The following is an 18,268-nucleotide window of genomic DNA, read 5'->3' as shown; positions in this document are numbered from 1 at the left end:
CCTTTTCATGATGCCCTTCCTGGATGCGCCTGCCTTGCTCGAGATTGCGCGCGCCGTACCGCTCTCATCTGCACACCCCGTCTCCATTTCGTGCGGCTGCGCGAAATCGTCGCTGGCTGGTTGGCAATCGCAACCCCTTTCCTTCGATGAATCGACACTCGAGGAAATCGGTACATTGATGCCGCCCGGCGTGGATGAGCCGAGCTACGAAGAGTACTTGCCGGGCAGCACGACGTATTGGGCCGACGATGCGCCCATCGCGCCGCGCCATTTCCCGTATAACCGCTCGGGGGTGTGGCGCTGCCGGGTCTGCGCCTCGGTGTTCCTGCGGTACACGGAAGGCGGGGGGTATTTCGTCGACCGTCGTATCCGGGCGCTCGACGCCGCCTTGATCCAGGATGTCCCGCTTGACGGTGTCTAGCGCTGGTGTCGTGCTTTTTCCAGGGGCCGTCGATGAAAACCGGGCCGTCACGCGCGTGGCCGACCCGTGCGTGACGGAACCTCGATACAATGCGGTTTTGCCCGTTTGCCGCCACGTTGCGAGGATCCCGCGTCATGAGCCGACCGCTTAGAATCGATTTCTTCTCTGATATCGCCTGCCCGTGGTGCGCGATCGGCTTGTCGTCCCTATTGCTGGCGCTGGAACGTATCGGTTCCGAGGTGGATGCGCGGATCGTGCTGCATCCGTTCGAGCTCAATCCGGACATGCAAGCGGAAGGTGAAATGATCGTGGACTATCTCGGGCGGAAATATGGAAGGACCCCCGCGCAGATCGCGGAAATGCATGCAATGATCCGGGCGCGTGGTGCGGAGGTTGGTTTCACGTTCGGGCCGCGTGAATACGTCTATAACACCTTCGATGCACACCGTCTTTTGCATTGGGCGGATATCGAGAACAAGCAATTGCCGTTGAAGCGCGCGTTGCTGCAGGCGTACCATACGGACGGCAAACCGACGAACGACCCGGAAGTGCTGGTGGCCGCAGCGGTGGCAGTGGGGCTGGACGCCCTGCAAGCCCGATCGGTACTCGACAGCGGCGCCTACGCCGATGACGTACGCGCAGCGGAGCGGCAATCGTCCCAGCTCGGAATTTCATCGGTGCCGTCGCTGATTTTCGATCAACGCTATCTTGTCACCGGCGGCCAACCGGTTGACGCGTTTGAACGTGCGATCCGTGAGATCGCCGCCAAAGCGGCAGAGGTTTAGCAACGAATGGGATTGCCGTATTATTGGTGGGTCTTCCGACGCGGGTGGGCACTGACATCGTCATTCTTCGTGCTCGCGCTGATTGGTTGGGTGGCCTTGATCGGCAATCGGGCATACCTGCATTTCCTTGCAAATGCGTTACCGATATGGGCAATGCTGTTTGTGGCTTATGCGGCCCGATACAAGATCAAGCAGACGTATTATCGAGATGTGTTGCGGCGTGCGGGCGATGAACACGCCTCTTCGAAGTGACGATGATCGCCCTATCCCCAGCATATCCCGCAAGCGGCTTACGGAAAAGGTGATGCGCTGTACGGATGGCTAAACGTTATCCTGCATTCGCAAAATTTTTAAGAGATCACATAGATGACTGATTCACTCGAAAAATTGATCGACGAGCGCAAAGCGCTTGATCGAGAGATCGAACGGCTTCGGACCGAAACGCGCCGGGCGGCATTGGCCGAGGCCAGGGAATTGATTGCGAAATACGAGTTGATGCCCGTGGAGGTCGGCTTCAATCTCAAATCAGTCACGGAAGCCAAGACATCGACCCGTCCGCCCGTCGCGCCGCAATACCGCGATCCCGACACCGGCGCGACGTGGTCCGGCCGCGGCAAGCCGCCCCGGTGGATCGCCGGCAAGGATCGGGCTGCATTCAAGCTATGACGCCATGCGGTGCGGTGCGGTGCTGTGCGTAAGCCGTCCTTCCGTCATGGTATCGATCGATTTGGCCATGATATGGGGTCGTGGTACTTGGTCGTGGCACTTCACAACCGTCGTGCCATCGATTGACGATGGGTTTCCAGGTGCATGACAACGCGTTGCAGGAGCCGTTCCGCTGAACCAGGTTTGTCGACAAAGCGACAACCTGCAATGTAAAGCGCCTCGCCTTTGGCGGTTGTCATGCAGCGCGGCGACATGACTTCCAGGTTCACCGCCACGGAACCGAAATGCCCGAGTTCCAGTGTCACATCATGGAGCATGCTCCCCAGCACGAATTTGCCATGGAGCCGTTCCGGGGTTTTCAAGGCGATACCGCCTAGTGAGATATCGTAGAGTTCGAGCTGGAAGCATACGCCATCCGGCGCAACGCCGACCACGTTGAATGGCTCGGTCGCGGGAACCTGTACTCTGAAATGCTCTCGTCGCTGTGCGAAAAACAGCGCTGATGGGAACGACACCTCAAACGCAGGCCGCTCATCGAAGTGCACCTTGATCGCGCCATTGGTCGTGAATCTCGTTTCTATGGTGCCCGGCAAGCTGGAGAATGACAGCGCGTCCGACGCCAGCAAGGCGATATTATCAGCGTCCACGTTGCTTGCATCAAACGTGAACCGGCCTTCTCGCGAATCGACGTCCAGTACCCGCAGCGTATATTGACCGCCGCCGTCGAATGTCACCGTCATGCGATCGTGATGGGACATCAGATTGCGCAGACACATGGCGATCTGTAGCGGATGACGATGCCAATAGTCGGCGTCCACGATCGGCGCGGAAACGGGGGCATGCAGGTCTGCGGCGGCAAGTGCCAGGGCGGTAGCCATCGTGGTATCCGTTTATCCTTGAACCGTTCTTGGGCGCGTCCGTCCCCGGTGCAACCGGGACGTTCGTTGATCCGGAGCGTCGAATGGTTCGGATAACGCATAGAGCGTGCCTGCGTCACTCGGAGTCAGGCATAGCCTTGCTGGATGGGGCTTTCAAGGTTTCGCGGCGCCCATCGGCCCGCCTCCGGCGCTGTGATGTGAACAAGGGTGCTACGTAACGGCACCCACCTGTTACGGTGACCGCCCCTGTCAACGGCAGCCTGAAGCTGATAGGCGGAAGGCGCATCTGGATCCACCCGCGCATTGCTACGTCCTGGTTGCAGCATGCCGGATTCAGCCATGTCGTTCTGCCGCGAGATTGCACGATTCGCGCGCGCATGCTCCCGCATTCTTCGATTATCGGTACAGCCGTTTTCGGCGGCATGCGCCTGGATTCAAGGGTCATGAGATTCGTCCGACATCCCCCAATCCACGATCCACCATTGCTATTTGCTCATGACCGATCTGTCTTGCGGTGATAATATCGGTTTCTGTTTCAGTGGAAGGGACGCAGTGGATGCCCGTGGCGCGGACGTGCTATCGATCGTCTGGCGTCGCTTCGCCCCTTCCTGCCTGATATCACCGGTAGCGAAGAGGATCGATGGGACGTAAATTTATTCGGAAAGACGACAGGACAAATGCCGATGGCGTTGTGCTGGACGGTGTGGGTGAGTCGTCTTTTGCAGGCCGACCGCTTGCCTATATTGGTGCACCGGTGTCGTGTCCCGCCTGCAAGACCCAGGGCGTCATCATCAGCGACGGCGCGCCGCACACGATGACGATGATGGGCAAGCAAGTGGCATTGGAAAACGACTTGTGCCAATGCCAATGCTCGCCGCCGCCGACCCTGTTGGCGTCGCAGGACATGGGCTCGTTGGGAAACTGAACGCCAATGCTATTTCCGGGTATCAGTGCGCCTTCACCCGCAATCTGAACGCATGGAGCAATGGCTCGGTATAGCCGCTGGGTTGCGCGCGCCCTTCGTGAACCAATGCACGCGCGGCGGCAAACGCGAGCGACGCATCGAGATCCGGCGCCATCGGCTGATAATGCGGATCGCCGGCATTTTGCTGATCGACCACCGCGGCCATCCGCGCCAGCACGGCATCCACCTGGGCCGCCGTCACCACCCCGTGTCGCAGCCAGTTGGCGATATGCTGGCTGGAGATTCTCAATGTGGCGCGATCTTCCATCAGGCCGACATCATGAATGTCCGGTACTTTCGAGCAGCCAACGCCCTGGTCGACCCATCGTACGACGTATCCCAGAATGCCCTGCGCATTGTTCTCGAGTTCGCTGTCGATTTCCGAGGCATGCCAATTCGCCGACGCCACCACCGGAATCGTCAGCAAGTCCTCCAGCAGCGCCGCGCGTGAGGCGGCCAGCGATTGGCCTTCGAGTGCGGCCTGCACCGCCTGTACGTCGACCATGTGGTAGTGCAGTGCGTGCAATGTCGCGGCCGTGGGCGAGGGCACCCATGCGGTGTTCGCGCCAGCTTTCGGTTGCGCGATCTTTTGTTCGAGCATCGCGTGCATCAAGTCAGGCATTGCCCACATGCCCTTGCCGATCTGGGCACGGCCCCGCAAGCCGCACGCCAGTCCGACGGCAACGTTATTGCGCTCGTAGGCCGCGATCCATTTGCTGCCCTTGATATCGCCCTTGCGCATCATCGGTCCCGCTTCCATCGCCGTGTGCATTTCGTCGCCGGTACGATCGAGGAAGCCTGTGTTGATGAAGGCCACGCGTGTGGCAGCTTCGGCAATGCATGCAGCCAGGTTGACGCTGGTGCGGCGTTCCTCGTCCATGATGCCCATCTTGATTGTGTTACGCGGCAGCAAAAGAAGATCTTCCACCCGTTCGAACAGTTCGCGCGCGAAGGCGACTTCCGCCGGCCCGTGCATTTTCGGCTTGACGATATAGATTGATCCGGTCCGCGAATTGCGCGGTACATCGGCAGCGTCGCGTGGTGACGCGCTGTGGGACGCATCGCGCGCGCGTCGATAATCGGGCAGCGCGCACAGTGTCGTCATGATGGCATCGAGGATGCCTTCCGGAATCTCGTTGCCGTCGGCATCGCGTATTGCCGGGTTCGTCATCAGATGCCCGACGTTACGCACGAACAGCAGGGATCGCCCGTGCAGCGTCAACGGCGTCCCATTGGCGCCGATGTAATGGCGGTCCGGATTGAGTGCGCGAGTAAAGGTCTTGCCGCCTTTGTGTACCTGTTCCTGCAATGTGCCGCGCATCAGACCCAGCCAGTTGCGATAGAGTTGCGTCTTGTCTTCCGCATCGACGGCCGCCACCGAATCCTCGCAGTCGATGATCGTCGTCAGCGCTGCTTCGACGACGATATCCTTTACCTGTGCCCGATCAGTGCTTCCGATGCGATCCGTTGCATCGATCTGGATTTCGATATGCAGGCCATGCTGTTTCAGCAATATCGCCGAGGGTGTATCGGCCGTACCTTGATATCCAATGAAATGCGCCGGCGATGCCAGTGGCGCCGCGCCTGTCGCCAGATCCGCCATCAAGGCGCCGTCGACGATGCGGTAACGTGTCACGTCGGCATGCGAGCCCTTGGCGAGCGGCACCGTATCGTCGAGAAAGCGCCGGCCGTAGGCGACAACCTGTGCGCCGCGCGCTGGATTGAAGGCGGTGCCGCGTTCGGCGCCTTGCGTCTCCGGGAGCGCATCGGTGCCGTACAGCGCGTCATAGAGACTACCCCAGCGTGCGTTTGCCGCGTTCAACGCATAGCGCGGATTAGACAGCGGGACGACCAGCTGCGGGCCGGCCTGTTCCGCGATTTCCGTGTCGACATCGGTTGTGACGGCTTGCACACTTGCCGGCGGCGGGACGATGTAGCCAATCTGCTCCAGGAAGGCGTGATACGCGGCCATCGACGCGCCGGCGCCAATCGGGCCCGGATGCGCCCGATGCCATTCGTCCAGTGCCGTTTGCAGGCGATCGCGTTCCGCAAGCAAGGCGCGGTTCTTCGGTTGCAGGTCGCGCACGATCGCGGTCACGCCCCGCCAGAAAATCTCCGGGGCGATGCCGCTGCCGGGCAGGGCTTCGGTTTCTACGAACTGGGCGAGGACGTCTGCGACGTGCAGGCCGTCACGAAGGGAAAAAGAGGCCATGGCGTACTCCATGCGGGCGGGTCAGGTGAGCGGACGGGTGACGAGCGTGAGGCTCGCGTGTCGCGGCGGTGACGATGATTCTGGCGGCGTGCGCCGCGATTGTCGATGGGACGTGGTACTGGTCCGACCAGTTTTTTCGATGTAGATCAGGCTATCAAGCGCTATCATGGGCAGGGTGGTCTTACCAGTGTAACGCCGCGCCCGCGACTGACCGCGGCCCGGGAATGGACAAACGATGATGATTCTACCTGCCACAAAGACGCGCCCGGCACAGGATAGCCTGCGTGGTGCAGACGGCGACGAGACCACCCAGGTGGCCACCTCGGTGGCCACGCGGATCGAGCGCCTGATCGTCGATGGTGTGCTCAAGACCGGGCAGCCGCTACCGTCAGAAAGACGGCTTGTCGAAAAACTACGCGTCTCCCGCACCGCGTTGCGCGAAGGACTGAGCGTGCTGCGCGCACGAGGCATTATCCAGACCAACCATGGCAAGGGCTCATTCGTCGCGAACCTGAGCGGTCGTGCGGAAGCATCGCCGTTGATGTATCTGCTCGGCGCACAACCGCGTACATTGTACGACCTGTTCGAGGTGCGAAGCCTCCTCGAGACCGAGGCGGCGCGATTGGCCGCGCTCCGTGGCACGCCGGCCGACCATGTGATGATAACGCGGCGTTATCAGGAGATGCTGGCCGCCCATGACAGTGATGTCACATCGTCGGAACATGCGCGGCGGGATCACGCTTTTCATCTCGCGATTTGCGAGGCATCCCATAATCCCGTGCTGGTGCATACGCTGAGCGCGCTGACAGACCTGATGCTGTGCTCGGTCTTTGCCTGCGTTAATAATCTCTATCACCGCGATCCGTACAAACGAGCGATCGACGCACAACATATGGCGTTATATCGTGCGGTGATCGACAAGCAACCGGAACAGGCCGGCCAGGCGGCGGCCGATCATATCGCCAGTGTCTGCGCCAGCTTGAAGGAAATCGAAGAGGATGAGCAACGGCTCGTGCGCGCGACGTTGCGCCTGGAAGGCTGGCAGTAGCGCCGCGGGCCGCACGCGCATTGATCGGAGGGGCCTGGGGTTGCGAGTGGAACGACGCGACGATAGCAACTGCTACGCCCGTAGGCTGTAGTGTAATAAGAAACGCAACATTTCTTGGACGTGGGAAGGATGGGCATCGTGGCAACGCAGCAACCGCGTTATATGCAACTGGCGCAAACGTTGATCAACGAGATACAGAGCGGGCGTTTCCCGGTGGGAACGACAATACCGACAGAGTTTGCGCTTTGCGACCAGTACGGCGCGAGTCGATCGACCGTGCGGGAGGCCGTCAAGCAACTGGTGCAGTTAGGTATGGTAAAGCGCCAGGCTGGCGTGGGCACCACGGTGACGGCGGTGGACGCGGCGGGCAGATACAAGCAGGTCATGCAGCAGTTGAGCGATCTGCAGCGTTACAGTGCGGATACCGTATTGCAATTGAAGCAGAAACGGATGGCCGAAATCACCGATCCAATACTGTGCGAGCAATTACAGGCCACGCCGGGTGACAGATGGCTAAGGCTGGACGGGTTACGGCGCTCGACGCAGCACCCGGACCCGATCTGTCATACGGAGGTATACATCCACCCGGCGTATCGCACGCTAATCGGATTGGAGGAGGCGCTTCAGACCCCGATTTTTTCGATGATCGAAGGCCAATTCAACGAACAGATCGTGGAGGTGGAACAGGAAATACGGGCCGTGGCGCTGCCCACCGGTACCGCGCGGCAGCTCAACGCGAAATCCCGTGATCCGGCGTTATGGGTGCAGCGGCGATACTTCAATCGACGCGCCGAGGTCGTCGAACTGGCCATCAGCATTCATCCGGCCAGCCGGTTCAGTTATTCCGAACGTTTCCAGCGAGGCTGGAAGGGCAGTTGACACCACTGATATCGGCGTGCTTCGGGCACCGGGCATTGCCCTGACCGGCTCGCCTCGGACAGGGCCGAGCAGGTTTGGCGACGGCATGCCCCACGGCACCGTGGTAGCGGCCTAGATGACCGCGGGACCGTTCGGGTGGGTGGGTTCTCCCAAGGTCAGCATTAAACGGTTCGCCCAGGCGAAGATGGCGATCGAGTGCGTCAGATCGAGAATTTCCTCGGCCTGCAACCCCGCCTCGCGCAGCGTCGTGATCGCCTGTGTGTCGAGCGCGGCAGGCGCACGGGTCAGTGCAATGGCGAATTGCACGATGGCTTGTTCACGCGGCGAGGTGCCTGCGCTTTCTGGATCGGCATACACCTGCTCGATGCTGTCCACACGCTTGGCCAACTGCCCGAACCGCTGCGCATGCACCGAGGCGCAATAGACGCAGCCGTTGATGCGTGACACGACGGTGGCGCCCAGCTCGCGTTCCGCGCGCGACAGGCCGCCGTTGCCGTACATGATGGCGTTGAACACCAGCGAGCGTTGGCGCAGGATTTCAGGTGCATGGACCAGAAGCAGGTAATAGTCGGACGTCTTGGCCTTCGGATGACTTTCCTCCAGCACCTTGATCTGGTCTGGCGAGGCGCGGTCCAGCGGGACCGTATCGGCCCATGCCTTCCAGCCCAGCGTGTCGAACGTATAGGTGCGGCTTTCGATCAGGTCCAATGGGGCGGGAGTGGGGCGATAGCTGCCGTTCGCATTTTCGCCCATCGCATTGACCATTGCGACGACGCGCGTCTGGTATGCCACGAAGGCAATCAACTGCGACAGCACGACGATGGCCCGGGTGGTGAACCCGGCCTGCTGCAGATGCTGGATATGGTGTGGCTCGGCAAGTACCGGCGCATCGGCAAGCAAAATGGTATGGGTGGCAATCGCGCCGAAGCGTTTTCCCGCGATGCGGGCCACGTCGTTGGCACCGTCGGCGCGTACCGACGCGCTGGACGGTGCGGATTCTTCCGGTGCCAGCGCATCGAGGGTCGCCATTGCGGCCTGAGCCGGTTCGTTGCCGTCCATGACGTCAATGCGACGGCGGTAAAGGCCGGCAACCGCTGGCACGCCGCTCAATGAAGCGGCATACCAGGCGGCGAAGAGGCGCTCACCGACGCTGATATCGTCGATCGCCGGGTCGAACAGCGCCAGTTCGCTCAGTTGTGTATGGCGTGCGATTTTTTCACGAGCGTGACGCATCTGGTATCGGGCGTCATCGGGCGTCAGCGCCGTCACCAGATCGATGGTGTCCCGCGACGGGTCGTAAAGACTGTCCGACGCAAGCGTGGCCTGCTGATTGTTCGCGGTTGTGTCTTGCGCAATATTCGAGGGGGTCATGGCCAATTCCAATAGCTGAAAAATCGCGCCTCCAGCGAGGCAGGGTCGGTCACTTTATTCTGCGCGGATTTAACGCGGGCCGTCGTCCGCGACATACGGTTGCCATTCGTCGCCCTGCAATTCCGGCGTCGCGTACGCTTGCAGCGCCGCGTAGTGCGCTTGTTGATCGTCCTGAAACAGCCGCGACACCACATGTTGTGCCAGTCGTTGCGCCCCAATGCTGATCGCCGGGATGTCGCCCGAGACCTTTCCGGCGCTCAGGCTGGCGGCAAAATTAAAGCAATGGATGCGGGACAGGCCTGGACAAGCGCCAGGCACTTTTTCCTGGAACGAAAAGTCCTCCGCGAGATCCGGCGATTCCGCCAGTTCCTGGTCCTGCTCGTCTTCCGTGGGGGTGAAACGGTCCTGCCACAATCGGATATGCGGTGCGATATCCGCGAGTTCCGGGCGCGCCGACAAGCGTGAGTGAAAGCCCGTCCCGAAAATAACGAAATCGACTTCGATCGGACCACGGGCCGTGTCGATCCGCACACCGGTATCCGTTTCTTGCATCGACGCAATCGCGCTTCCCACATGGAATCGTGCATTCCGAAAGCGTGAGACGCGCAGTACGCTGTCTCGTGGCGGAGGTGTTTGCACCTTGCCTGCGTAGTGCAAGATGCGCCACTTCCACTCGGATTCCAGTGCCTCGAACCCGTATGCCAAGCCGGGGCTACTGATGCCCGTGAGGGCGTTGACGCGCGGAATGTCTGGGCGCCGGATCACCATGTCGACGCTGGCGGCGCCGGCTTCGAGCGCCGTCGCGGCGTTGTCGAAGGCGGACGCCCCGGCGCCGATTACCGCGACCCGCTTGCCCACGAGTGCCCCGAAGTCGATCGCATCGGCCGAGTGTGCCCAACGATGGCGTGGCAATGTATTCGCGAGCGGCGGCACGGCGGGCCCCCCTATGCCGTCGCGCCCGGTTGCCAACACGACGTGACGGGCAAGGACCGTCCACACACGACCAACCGTGGCGTCTTCGGCGTTCGCATGCGGCACCGGGTCGTCGGCGGTGCAGGCGCCACGCGGGTCTGTCGCCGATGGCGGCGTCCGGTCGTGTGTCTCCGTTGTTGGAAGGATTCTTTCAAATGTTAGCGCGACCACGCCATCGCCACGCGGTTGTATTCGGCGCAACGCCACGCCATTGTCGATCGGCAATTGGAGCACATCGCGATACCACCGCAAGTATGTCATCCATTGTTCGCGCGGAATCTTGTCCAACGCTTCCCATGCGGCCACACCGAACTGTGCTTCGAACCAGGCGCGGAAGGTCAGCGTCGGCACGCGCAGTGCCGGACCGGTCAGCACCTTTGGCGAGCGGAGCGTGCGCATGCGGGCGAAGTCGACCCACGGGCCTTCGCGACCCTTGGCCGCGCGGTCATAGGCTTGGCGATTGTCGACGCCGAGAAAGTGCAGCTCCGCGGAAAGCGCGAGGCCCGCCATGCCGCCGCCGATGATCACGACGTCGCGCACGCGCGCGCCATCTACGAAGCGAGGCGGAATCCAGGACGCCGCCGGTAATGCGAGCCATTTCAAATCTTGCGCGAGGCGCGCCTCCAGCGCCTCAAGACCGGCGGGAGGCGGCGCGTCGAGAGACGCCTCTGCGTTGGCGACGACGGACCGGGGCAGCGTCGAGGGGGCTTCATGGGCGGTGGGTGTGGATGATGTCATCATGCGTCCTGCTAATAAGTCCTTCATTGCCTGCCAGTCGATTTCGCCGCGCGGCGCGCGATCGACACGCCGTCGTTGCTGATCTGTTGCCGTGTGTCGGCGCCACGGCGCAGGGTTGTGCGAATGGGCGCTTTGCCCCGCGTCGATACAGATCGATCCTGCTGCAGCAATGCGTCATGTGCATCCGCTGCGTGAAAGGTGACGTGCCGCAGCAGTCCACGCGCACTGTCGTGCAGTGCCTGCAGCAGGCGCTGTACGCTAGGCGACTGGGTCCGGCCGGCACGTGTGACCACGGCAAATAGGAAGGGAATGCTTTCCGCCAGCGCCCGAATGTGCACGCCATTGCCCTGATGGCCGATTGCGGTGGCAGGATCGACAACAGCGGCCATGGCGCCCGTGCGGGCAGCCATCAGTGCGTTCGCGCCGCTGTTCGATTCGAGCCAGATGGCTGGGGTCACGTGTGCACGGGCGAACGCAGCGTCAATCCGGTGACGCAAACGATGCCGGTTGGCCACGGTCGCAAGCCCCACACCATGCAGTGCGCGTAAAGGCACCGGTGGCAGATCCCATAGCCCATTCTCTTCACGCTCGGGATCTGCCACAACCGCCAGCGGGTGACCGGGCGGAAGCGCCAATACGCATGGCGCTTCCGCTATCCAATGGACGTCAAGCCCGTCATGGGCGACCGGTAATGTCGTCAACCCGATATCGGCGTGATCCGTCAGTACGGCATGGACAATATGCTCCGCCGATTGCGTCCTGACCTGCCAGCGAGGCATCGCAATCGCGTTCGCAGGCGTCACGCGTCCGCATGCCGCTCCGCCGTCGCTGCCGCGGGCCTCGTCTTCGAGTACCCGACGCAATGCTTCAGGAACGATCGAGGTGCCCAATGCCGACGTCGCCGCCAAGGCGATTGGCCGTTCGGTGCCATTGCCGATCGCCCGCGCACGTTGCGTGATCGCTTCCAGACCGACCAGGGAACGCTCGACTTCCTCGTACAACAGGAATGCTTCATGCGTCGGCGTGACGCGCGGACCATTTCGGGCGAACAGGGCATAGCCAAGATCCGCTTCCAGTTCCTGGATTTGTCGTGTCACCGCTGGTTGCGACCGCGCGAGCAGCTTGCCGGCGCCGGTAATGCTGCCGACCGACATCACGGCGGAGAACGCTTCCAGTTGATGCAGTTCCATGAAGTAGAGATCGTGAGCAAAACGGGTGAAGCGTGACAAGAGGGTCGCCGTGCTTGCCGATGTTCGACGCCCGTCCCTACACGTGCCGTCTATCGAAAGACCGGTTCGTGACGTGCGCATACGGCATGGGCGTGACGGCGTGCATCATGCGATTTACGAATTCTAGCGCTGCAAGAATGCAAAAAACATATATTTATTTGCGATATCCTTAGATCACTTTCGGCAGAAAACGTCGCTTGCCGTTGCGGGAGCGCGGCATCGATTTGGCGCCCTGATGCCGGACCAACAAGGTCATGACGCGTGGACGAGCAACGGGTAACCGTGTCGAATAGTTTTTTAATTCAATGATTTGCATATTTTTTGAGACGGGAGCGCAAATACGGCCCGCAGCGGGCGCATGTGAAGGCGGGCAAACCGTGTCGCGCCGTGGCAGTAGTTTTCGAGGCGCGCGATGACGCGTCATGCCAAAAAGCAATATGCATATGCCGATTGCTTCGTTGTTGTCGAGAAACGGGCTGTGATTTCATCGCCAGCGAGAGATTTTCCCCTGACCGATGTCCACCGGTGTGCGGCGCCAGGCCGTAATGACGCGACCGGACGGACAGACGAGCACTGACTAACGAGGACCAGACATTGATGGCTATCCTGAAGAATATTCGCTTGGCGTCACGCACCGGTGCCGAGTCCCGCGGCCATTCCCACGGGACGCAACGCCGGCTGGTGAGGACTTTGTTGGCGGCGGTTGTCGGCGCGAGCGTGCTGGTCGCGGTGCCGGCCGCGTTCGCGCAGACGCCGGCGAAGGTGAGCGGCACGCCCTATTTGTTGGGCGTCAGCGGACCGTTGACAGGCCAGGATGCCCAATACGGCGAACAATGGAAGCGCGGTTTTGATCTGGCGTTGGAAGACGTGAACAGCAACGGCGGCATCAAGGGGCGTCCATTGGCTTATGACTTCGAGGACAGCCGCAGCGACCCGCGTCAGTCGATTGCCATCGCGCAGAAGTTCGTCGGCAATCGGGACATCCTGATGGAGCTGGGTGATTTTTCCAGCGCGGCGTCGATGGCGGCTTCGCCAATCTACCAGCGCGGCAAGCTGGTTCAGTTCGGGTTCACCAACTCGCACCCTGATTTCACCAAGGGCGGCGACTACATGTGGAGCACGGCGGTGACGCAGGCGGAAGAGCAGCCGCTGCTTGCGCACTACGCGGTCAAGGATCTTGGTTTCAACCGCATTGCGGTGTTGTACCTGAACACGGACTGGGGCCAGACCAGCAAGGCGATCTTGACGAAGACGATCGAGGCCGATGGGGCGAAGGTCGTGGCGGCTGAGGGCTATCAGCCCACGGACAAGGACTTCCGCGCGACGCTGGTGCGGATCAATGCCGCCAATCCGGACGCGGTCGTATTGATCTCGTATTACGCCGACGGCGCGCAGATCGTACGCCAGGCGCGCGGTGCCGGGTTGAAGCAACCGATCGCGGCGGTGGGGTCGATTTATTCGCCGAAGTTCCTCGAATTGGCGGGCGAAGCCGCCAATGGTGTTTATACGCAGTCGAACTTCTTCCCGCAGGATCCGCGGCCGAACGTCCAGGAGTTCGTGAAGCGTTACAAGGCAAAGTACAACACGGAGCCGGGCTTTTTCGCTGCCCGGGCGTACGACGCGGTGATGGTGGCGGCCTACACATTGCGCGAAGCAAAGGCGCCAACACGGCAAGGCGTGCATGACGAGCTGGCCGTCATTCGGAATGTCCCGAGTGTGATCTACAACCAGATTACGTTCGATCCGGCCACCCGTCGGGTGGCGGGTGCGAACACGATCTCGTTACAGGTGAAGGACGGCAAGTTCGCGCTGTGGGACAAGCAGCCGGCGCATCCGCAGCCTTGAGCACCAATGGCGCATGCGCATCGTCACCTGCCCGCGACGTCGCGGGCACGCGCGCTTCATGCCGCATTATCTGAAAGCTGACGGATACGGAAACAATGACTGCATGGCTCGACTACACGATCAACGGTTTGATCGTGGGTAACATCTACGCGCTGCTGGCGGTGGGGCTTGCGCTGATCTTCGGCGTGTCGCACCTGATCAACTTCGCGCATGGCTCGGTCTATATGGTCGGCGCCTTCGTCGGCTGGCTCTGCCTGGTCAAGCTGCACTTGCCGCTGCCGGTCGCATTGCTCGGGACCATCATCGCCTGCGGTTTATTGGGCATGCTGATCGAGCGCGTGGGGTTGCGGCCCTTGCAGGGCGCGGCACGCATTGCGCCTTTGCTTGCCACCATCGGCATCAGCTTCGTGCTTGACCAGTGCGGGCAGTTGATTTTCGGGCCGGACCCGCGCCCGGTCGACAGTCCATTGCCGAACTGGCATCTGCATATTGCTGGCGCGACGTTGGGTTCGCTGGACATCCTGATCGCGGCGATCGGTCTGGTGACCGCCGCGGTATTGTTCTGGTTCTTGCGTTTTACCCGTCTCGGCTGGGCGGTGCGGGCCGCCGCGCAGGATCGCGACGCGGCCAAGCAGATGGGTGTCAACGTCAATGCCGTGAACCAGGCGGTGTTCGCCATCGCGTGCGCGCTCGGCGGTGTCAGTGGTTTATTGGTCGGCATGTACTACAACACGATCGATCCGGCGATGGGCTTTCAGGCCACGTTGAAAGGGGTCGTTGCGCTGCTGATCGGTGGCCTGGGTAACGTGCCGGGCGCCATCGCGGGGAGTTTGATCCTGGGCCTCGTGGAAAGTTATGGCGTGGCGCTGTTCGGCACGAGCTATCGTGATTTGTTCGCGTTTGGCTTGCTATTGGTTTTCTTGATCTGGCGCCCGAATGGCTTGTTCAGCCGGGGCCGCGGTTTGCCGCCGGAACCGCTGACTGGAACGTTTTTCCCAGCAGGGAAAGCCGTCACGTTACGATGGCCCGTAATGCTGATGCTGGTGCTCATCGCGGCGTTCGTGCCCTGGGCGCCGGTGGGCGGGAGTATTGATTACATCCTGCAAACATTGAGCAACGCCTGGTTGTATGCGGTGCTTGCGCTGAGCCTGACATTGATCGCTGGAACTGTGGGACAGATTTCATTGGGGCACGCGGCGTTGCTGTTGATCGGCGCGTATGCATCGGCGTTGTTGTCAAGTAACCTGAACTGGTCACCGGGCCTGACGATTCCGCTTGCGGGCTTGATCACCGCGGTATTGGGCACGTTGCTCGTTTATCCGGCGTTCCGCCTGCGCGGTCACTATGTGTCGATTGCAACGCTCGGCGTAGGAGAGGTGGTGGGTCTGGTCATCTTGAATTGGGATGGCCTGACACGTGGTCCACTCGGTGTGACGGGCATCGCACCGTTGTCGGTTTTCGGCGTGGCGCTGGACAGTCCGCGCGCGACCTACTGGTTCACGTTGGGCGTGCTGGTTGTCCTCGGGTTGATCCAGGTTCATCTGCTCCGCTCTCATCTCGGCCGGACCTTGCGCGCGGTGCGCGAGGATGAAGTGGCGGCGCGGTCTTATGGCATCAGCCCGAATCGGTATAAGGCGATCGCATTCGGTTTCGGGGGCGTGCTGGCCGGTATCAGCGGCGGCATTTCCGCACACTTGTACAGTTATATCAATTACCAGACGTTCGATTCGCAGGTGTCCATCCTCGCATTGACGATGGTGATTCTGGGTGGCTTGGGGAATGTGTTTGGCGCGGTGTTCGGTGCAGTGGTTTTGGTGGCGTTGCCGGAAGCGTTCCGCTGGGCAGCAGACTACCGGATGCTGATCTATGGCCTTGTCCTGTTGTTGCTGGTTCGGTTCCGGCCGCAGGGCCTGTTTGGCGCGCGCTGAGGGAAAGGATGGCCACGATGTCAAAGGTAATGCTTGAGGTAAAAGACGTGCGCCGCCGCTTCGGCGGGGTGACCGCGGTTGACGGCGTCAGTCTGACGCTGCATGAAGGCGAACTGGTTAGCGTGATCGGACCGAACGGCGCCGGTAAGTCGACGCTATTCAATCTGATCACCAATCTGGATTCGCTCGACGAAGGCAGTGTGCATTTCGTTGGGGAGGACATCGGCCGGTTGAAGCCGGAAGCGTTGGTGTCGCTCGGATTGGCCCGGACATTTCAGCATGGGCGGGTGTTCGGCAATCTGACAGTATTCGACAATGTCTTGATCGGCGCGCATTCCCGTCTACGGGCGGCGCGCAAGGGCTGGCCGTTGCTTGGTGCGATTGCGGAACTGCTTCGCGCGCTGGTGTCGTCCGCGGCGCAACGGCGAGAGGAAGCGGCCTTGCGTGAGGAGGTGAAGGAGATCCTTACTTTTTTTGGCGAGCGCTTGACACCGCGGATCGAACAGGCGGCGCATAGCCTCTCGTATGCGAACCGGCGGCGTGTGGAGATTGCAAGGGCCCTGGCATCGCACCCGAAGGTATTGCTGCTGGATGAGCCTACCGCGGGGATGAACGAAAGCGAAACCGCGGAAGTGCTTGTGCTGATTCAAAAACTTCGCGAGCGCGGCATCACCATCCTGTTGATCGAACACAAGCTCGATATGGTCATGCAGTTATCGGATCGGGTAATCGTTTTGGACAACGGTCGCAAGATCGCCGAAGGACGCCCGAATGAAGTACGAAACGATCCACGCGTCATCGAGGCTTACCTCGGGCATCGGCATGTGGGGGGGGCGCAAGCGGGGCAGGCAGGGGTCGATCGGCAAGGCGGGTCGCGCGACACCGGCGTCGACGCCGTATTCGATGACGCGCGTTTCACAAAGGCACGGGCCGGGGAGGACGCCGTATGAGCGACGTGATGTTGAAACTCGAACATATCGATACCTTCTATGGCCCGGTGCAGGTGCACTTCGATGTGAATCTGGAGGTGCGCAAAGGCCAGATTGTCAGCTTGCTGGGTGGGAATGCCAGCGGCAAGTCGACGACGATGAAGATCGCGCTCGGGCTGCACAAGCCACGCAAGGGCACGATCACGTTCGATGGCCAGTCAATCAATGACCTGACCACGCCGCAAATCATCCGGCGGGGCATGGGGTCGGTGCCCGAGTCACGTCGCTTGTTCGGTGAGATGACGGTGCGTGAGAATCTGCTGATGGGCGCGTTCACGCGTCGCGACCGCGCCGAAATCGACGAAGACTATGCCCGGATGCTGGATCTCTTTCCGCGCGTGAAAGAACGGTTGACGCAGAAGGCGGGCACCTTGTCCGGCGGCGAGCAACAGATGCTGGCGATGGCACGCGCGCTGATGAGCCGGCCAAAGATGATCTGCATGGACGAACCGACAATGGGGTTGTCGCCGCTGTTCGTCGACAAGGTGCTGGAGATGATCCATACGATCAACCGGCAGGGCGTGACGTTCCTGATGGTGGAACAGAACGCAAGCCTGGCGTTGGAAATCGCGCACTACGGCTATGTGCTGCAGACCGGCAAGGTTGCGCTCGAAGGCAAGGCACGGGATCTGTTGAACGACCAGCGCATCCGCGATGCGTACCTGGGCGGTGGAGAGAAGGCGGCCCTGTAGCGAGGCGAGCGCATGGCGTCGTTTTTCGTCGCCATTACATCATTGCCGTGACAGCGTCGTGTACGGCGCACATGCGTTAAATGTTCTGCATTCGCCTGTTGACCAGTCTCCCAAACCATCAGTACAATCGCGCCATCTTCACGAAAGGGGCGGATGCCTTGGACAGTTGCAGTTGTCGATCTTCGATCTGTAGTGCTGCCTGATTGGCAGGACACCTGGCTCCCTTGCTTTTTCCTTACGCCACTGTCCCGCCAAATCTGGTGGACGGTGCGCGCCGTAGTTCCGATGGCATTCCTGGTCTAAACCTGGGTCCTTGCCGATTCCCGGATTCTCTCTTCGCGCTTTATCGATACCTGTCTCGTTTCCTGGATACCGTCCAGATGAATCGAGCGTTGTGTCGTGCACCCTGGTCGTCGTGCATCGTCGTCTTCACGGACCTCGCCATGCAAGATCGTCGATGCGCAGCGTTCATCGTTTCCTTTTGTTTTTGTGAAGTTTCATCAACCTACCAGGAGCGGCCATGACCGACGGTGACAGTAGTCCCATACCGAACGTTCTGCCCTTTTTCTCAATGATTGAGGAAAGCCGCTAGTCCGCGTCGACATGCCGTCTGGTACCGGGAGTCTCCTGGACCTACGTCTGCAGCGACGT

At 61.0% G+C, this 18,268-nt stretch carries 16 protein-coding genes; 11 read left to right on the top strand and 5 right to left on the bottom strand.

The window, feature by feature from the left end; genetic code table 11:
* Window positions 1-7: 7 nt before the first annotated feature.
* The 4 genes from WM40_RS02570 (at window position 8) to WM40_RS02555 (ending at window position 1,872) form a co-directional block, all read left to right on the top strand.
* A complete protein-coding gene (locus tag WM40_RS02570; RefSeq protein ID WP_024904869.1) occupies window positions 8-421 on the top strand; it encodes a hypothetical protein in 414 nt (137 codons plus the stop codon).
* Window positions 422-555: 134 nt separating this feature from the next.
* Window positions 556-1,206 carry a DsbA family oxidoreductase gene (locus tag WM40_RS02565; RefSeq protein WP_046152070.1) on the top strand — a complete coding sequence of 217 codons (651 nt, stop codon included), beginning with the start codon at window positions 556-558 and terminating at the stop codon, window positions 1,204-1,206.
* A gap of 6 nt (window positions 1,207-1,212) precedes the next feature.
* Entirely contained in the window at window positions 1,213-1,458 is a 246-nt protein-coding gene (locus WM40_RS02560) for a hypothetical protein (protein WP_024904867.1), read from the top strand.
* A gap of 114 nt (window positions 1,459-1,572) precedes the next feature.
* A complete protein-coding gene (locus tag WM40_RS02555) occupies window positions 1,573-1,872 on the top strand; it encodes an H-NS histone family protein (protein ID WP_024904866.1) in 300 nt (99 codons plus the stop codon).
* 101 nt (window positions 1,873-1,973) lie between these two features.
* On the opposite strand, the gene WM40_RS02550 is transcribed toward WM40_RS02555, so the two are convergent.
* Window positions 1,974-2,750 carry a flagellar brake protein gene (locus WM40_RS02550; RefSeq protein ID WP_046152069.1) on the bottom strand — a complete coding sequence of 259 codons (777 nt, stop codon included), beginning with the start codon at window positions 2,748-2,750 and terminating at the stop codon, window positions 1,974-1,976.
* A 640-nt stretch (window positions 2,751-3,390) separates the two neighbouring features.
* On the opposite strand from WM40_RS02550, the gene WM40_RS02540 reads away from it, so the two are divergent.
* Entirely contained in the window at window positions 3,391-3,675 is a 285-nt protein-coding gene (locus WM40_RS02540; protein WP_024904863.1) for a PAAR domain-containing protein, read from the top strand.
* Window positions 3,676-3,697: 22 nt separating this feature from the next.
* Here WM40_RS02540 and WM40_RS02535 read toward each other — a convergent pair whose 3' ends face one another.
* Complete coding sequence (locus WM40_RS02535) at window positions 3,698-5,926, bottom strand: malate synthase G (protein WP_046152068.1); 2,229 nt, start codon at window positions 5,924-5,926, stop codon at window positions 3,698-3,700.
* A 238-nt stretch (window positions 5,927-6,164) separates the two neighbouring features.
* Between WM40_RS02535 and glcC the strand changes: the two genes are divergently transcribed.
* Entirely contained in the window at window positions 6,165-6,974 is an 810-nt protein-coding gene (gene glcC, locus WM40_RS02530; RefSeq protein WP_201779116.1) for a transcriptional regulator GlcC, read from the top strand.
* Window positions 6,975-7,112: 138 nt separating this feature from the next.
* On the top strand, window positions 7,113-7,853 hold the full coding sequence (locus WM40_RS02525) for a GntR family transcriptional regulator (RefSeq protein WP_313905210.1): 741 nt from the start codon (window positions 7,113-7,115) through the stop codon (window positions 7,851-7,853).
* A 111-nt stretch (window positions 7,854-7,964) separates the two neighbouring features.
* Here the strand turns inward: WM40_RS02525 and WM40_RS28510 are convergent, their stop codons facing one another.
* From WM40_RS28510 to WM40_RS02510, 3 genes are all read right to left on the bottom strand, one after another.
* Window positions 7,965-9,224 carry a CMD domain-containing protein gene (locus WM40_RS28510; RefSeq protein WP_082102391.1) on the bottom strand — a complete coding sequence of 420 codons (1,260 nt, stop codon included), beginning with the start codon at window positions 9,222-9,224 and terminating at the stop codon, window positions 7,965-7,967.
* A gap of 69 nt (window positions 9,225-9,293) precedes the next feature.
* A complete protein-coding gene (locus tag WM40_RS02515) occupies window positions 9,294-10,934 on the bottom strand; it encodes a SidA/IucD/PvdA family monooxygenase (RefSeq protein ID WP_081765089.1) in 1,641 nt (546 codons plus the stop codon).
* A 23-nt stretch (window positions 10,935-10,957) separates the two neighbouring features.
* Window positions 10,958-12,124 carry a LysR family transcriptional regulator gene (locus tag WM40_RS02510; RefSeq protein ID WP_024904856.1) on the bottom strand — a complete coding sequence of 389 codons (1,167 nt, stop codon included), beginning with the start codon at window positions 12,122-12,124 and terminating at the stop codon, window positions 10,958-10,960.
* A 636-nt stretch (window positions 12,125-12,760) separates the two neighbouring features.
* On the opposite strand from WM40_RS02510, the gene WM40_RS02505 reads away from it, so the two are divergent.
* The 4 genes from WM40_RS02505 to WM40_RS02490 all read left to right on the top strand — a co-directional run bounded on the left by WM40_RS02505 (window position 12,761) and on the right by WM40_RS02490 (window position 17,617).
* Complete coding sequence (locus WM40_RS02505; protein WP_046152067.1) at window positions 12,761-14,008, top strand: ABC transporter substrate-binding protein; 1,248 nt, start codon at window positions 12,761-12,763, stop codon at window positions 14,006-14,008.
* Window positions 14,009-14,103: 95 nt separating this feature from the next.
* Window positions 14,104-15,936: an ABC transporter permease gene (locus tag WM40_RS02500; protein WP_024904854.1), complete on the top strand. Its 1,833-nt coding sequence runs from the start codon at window positions 14,104-14,106 to the stop codon at window positions 15,934-15,936.
* A 17-nt stretch (window positions 15,937-15,953) separates the two neighbouring features.
* Window positions 15,954-16,886, top strand: coding sequence for an ABC transporter ATP-binding protein (locus WM40_RS02495; protein ID WP_236693351.1), 933 nt, complete (start codon window positions 15,954-15,956; stop codon window positions 16,884-16,886).
* Complete coding sequence (locus WM40_RS02490; RefSeq protein ID WP_024904852.1) at window positions 16,883-17,617, top strand: ABC transporter ATP-binding protein; 735 nt, start codon at window positions 16,883-16,885, stop codon at window positions 17,615-17,617. Before WM40_RS02495 ends, WM40_RS02490 begins: the two co-directional genes overlap by 4 nt.
* The last annotated feature ends 651 nt before the right edge of the window (window positions 17,618-18,268 follow it).

This window comes from Robbsia andropogonis, assembly GCF_000970345.1.
GTDB classification, from domain to species: Bacteria; Pseudomonadota; Gammaproteobacteria; order Burkholderiales; family Burkholderiaceae; genus Robbsia; species Robbsia andropogonis.
The sequence above is the reverse complement of the archived record's forward strand: the minus strand, read 5'-3'. Positions and strand labels throughout refer to the sequence as shown.

Coding starts and splice junctions, on each gene's coding strand:
- WM40_RS02570 (WP_024904869.1), top strand. CDS start 8: ATGATGCCCTTCCTGGATGCGCCTGCCTTGCTCGAGATTGCGCGCGCC.
- WM40_RS02565 (WP_046152070.1), top strand. CDS start 556: ATGAGCCGACCGCTTAGAATCGATTTCTTCTCTGATATCGCCTGCCCG.
- WM40_RS02560 (WP_024904867.1), top strand. CDS start 1,213: ATGGGATTGCCGTATTATTGGTGGGTCTTCCGACGCGGGTGGGCACTG.
- WM40_RS02555 (WP_024904866.1), top strand. CDS start 1,573: ATGACTGATTCACTCGAAAAATTGATCGACGAGCGCAAAGCGCTTGAT.
- WM40_RS02550 (WP_046152069.1), bottom strand. CDS start 2,750: ATGGCTACCGCCCTGGCACTTGCCGCCGCAGACCTGCATGCCCCCGTT.
- WM40_RS02540 (WP_024904863.1), top strand. CDS start 3,391: ATGGGACGTAAATTTATTCGGAAAGACGACAGGACAAATGCCGATGGC.
- WM40_RS02535 (WP_046152068.1), bottom strand. CDS start 5,926: ATGGCCTCTTTTTCCCTTCGTGACGGCCTGCACGTCGCAGACGTCCTC.
- glcC (WP_201779116.1), top strand. CDS start 6,165: ATGATTCTACCTGCCACAAAGACGCGCCCGGCACAGGATAGCCTGCGT.
- WM40_RS28510 (WP_082102391.1), bottom strand. CDS start 9,224: ATGACCCCCTCGAATATTGCGCAAGACACAACCGCGAACAATCAGCAG.
- WM40_RS02515 (WP_081765089.1), bottom strand. CDS start 10,934: ATGACATCATCCACACCCACCGCCCATGAAGCCCCCTCGACGCTGCCC.
- WM40_RS02510 (WP_024904856.1), bottom strand. CDS start 12,124: ATGGAACTGCATCAACTGGAAGCGTTCTCCGCCGTGATGTCGGTCGGC.
- WM40_RS02505 (WP_046152067.1), top strand. CDS start 12,761: ATGGCTATCCTGAAGAATATTCGCTTGGCGTCACGCACCGGTGCCGAG.
- WM40_RS02500 (WP_024904854.1), top strand. CDS start 14,104: ATGACTGCATGGCTCGACTACACGATCAACGGTTTGATCGTGGGTAAC.
- WM40_RS02495 (WP_236693351.1), top strand. CDS start 15,954: ATGTCAAAGGTAATGCTTGAGGTAAAAGACGTGCGCCGCCGCTTCGGC.
- WM40_RS02490 (WP_024904852.1), top strand. CDS start 16,883: ATGAGCGACGTGATGTTGAAACTCGAACATATCGATACCTTCTATGGC.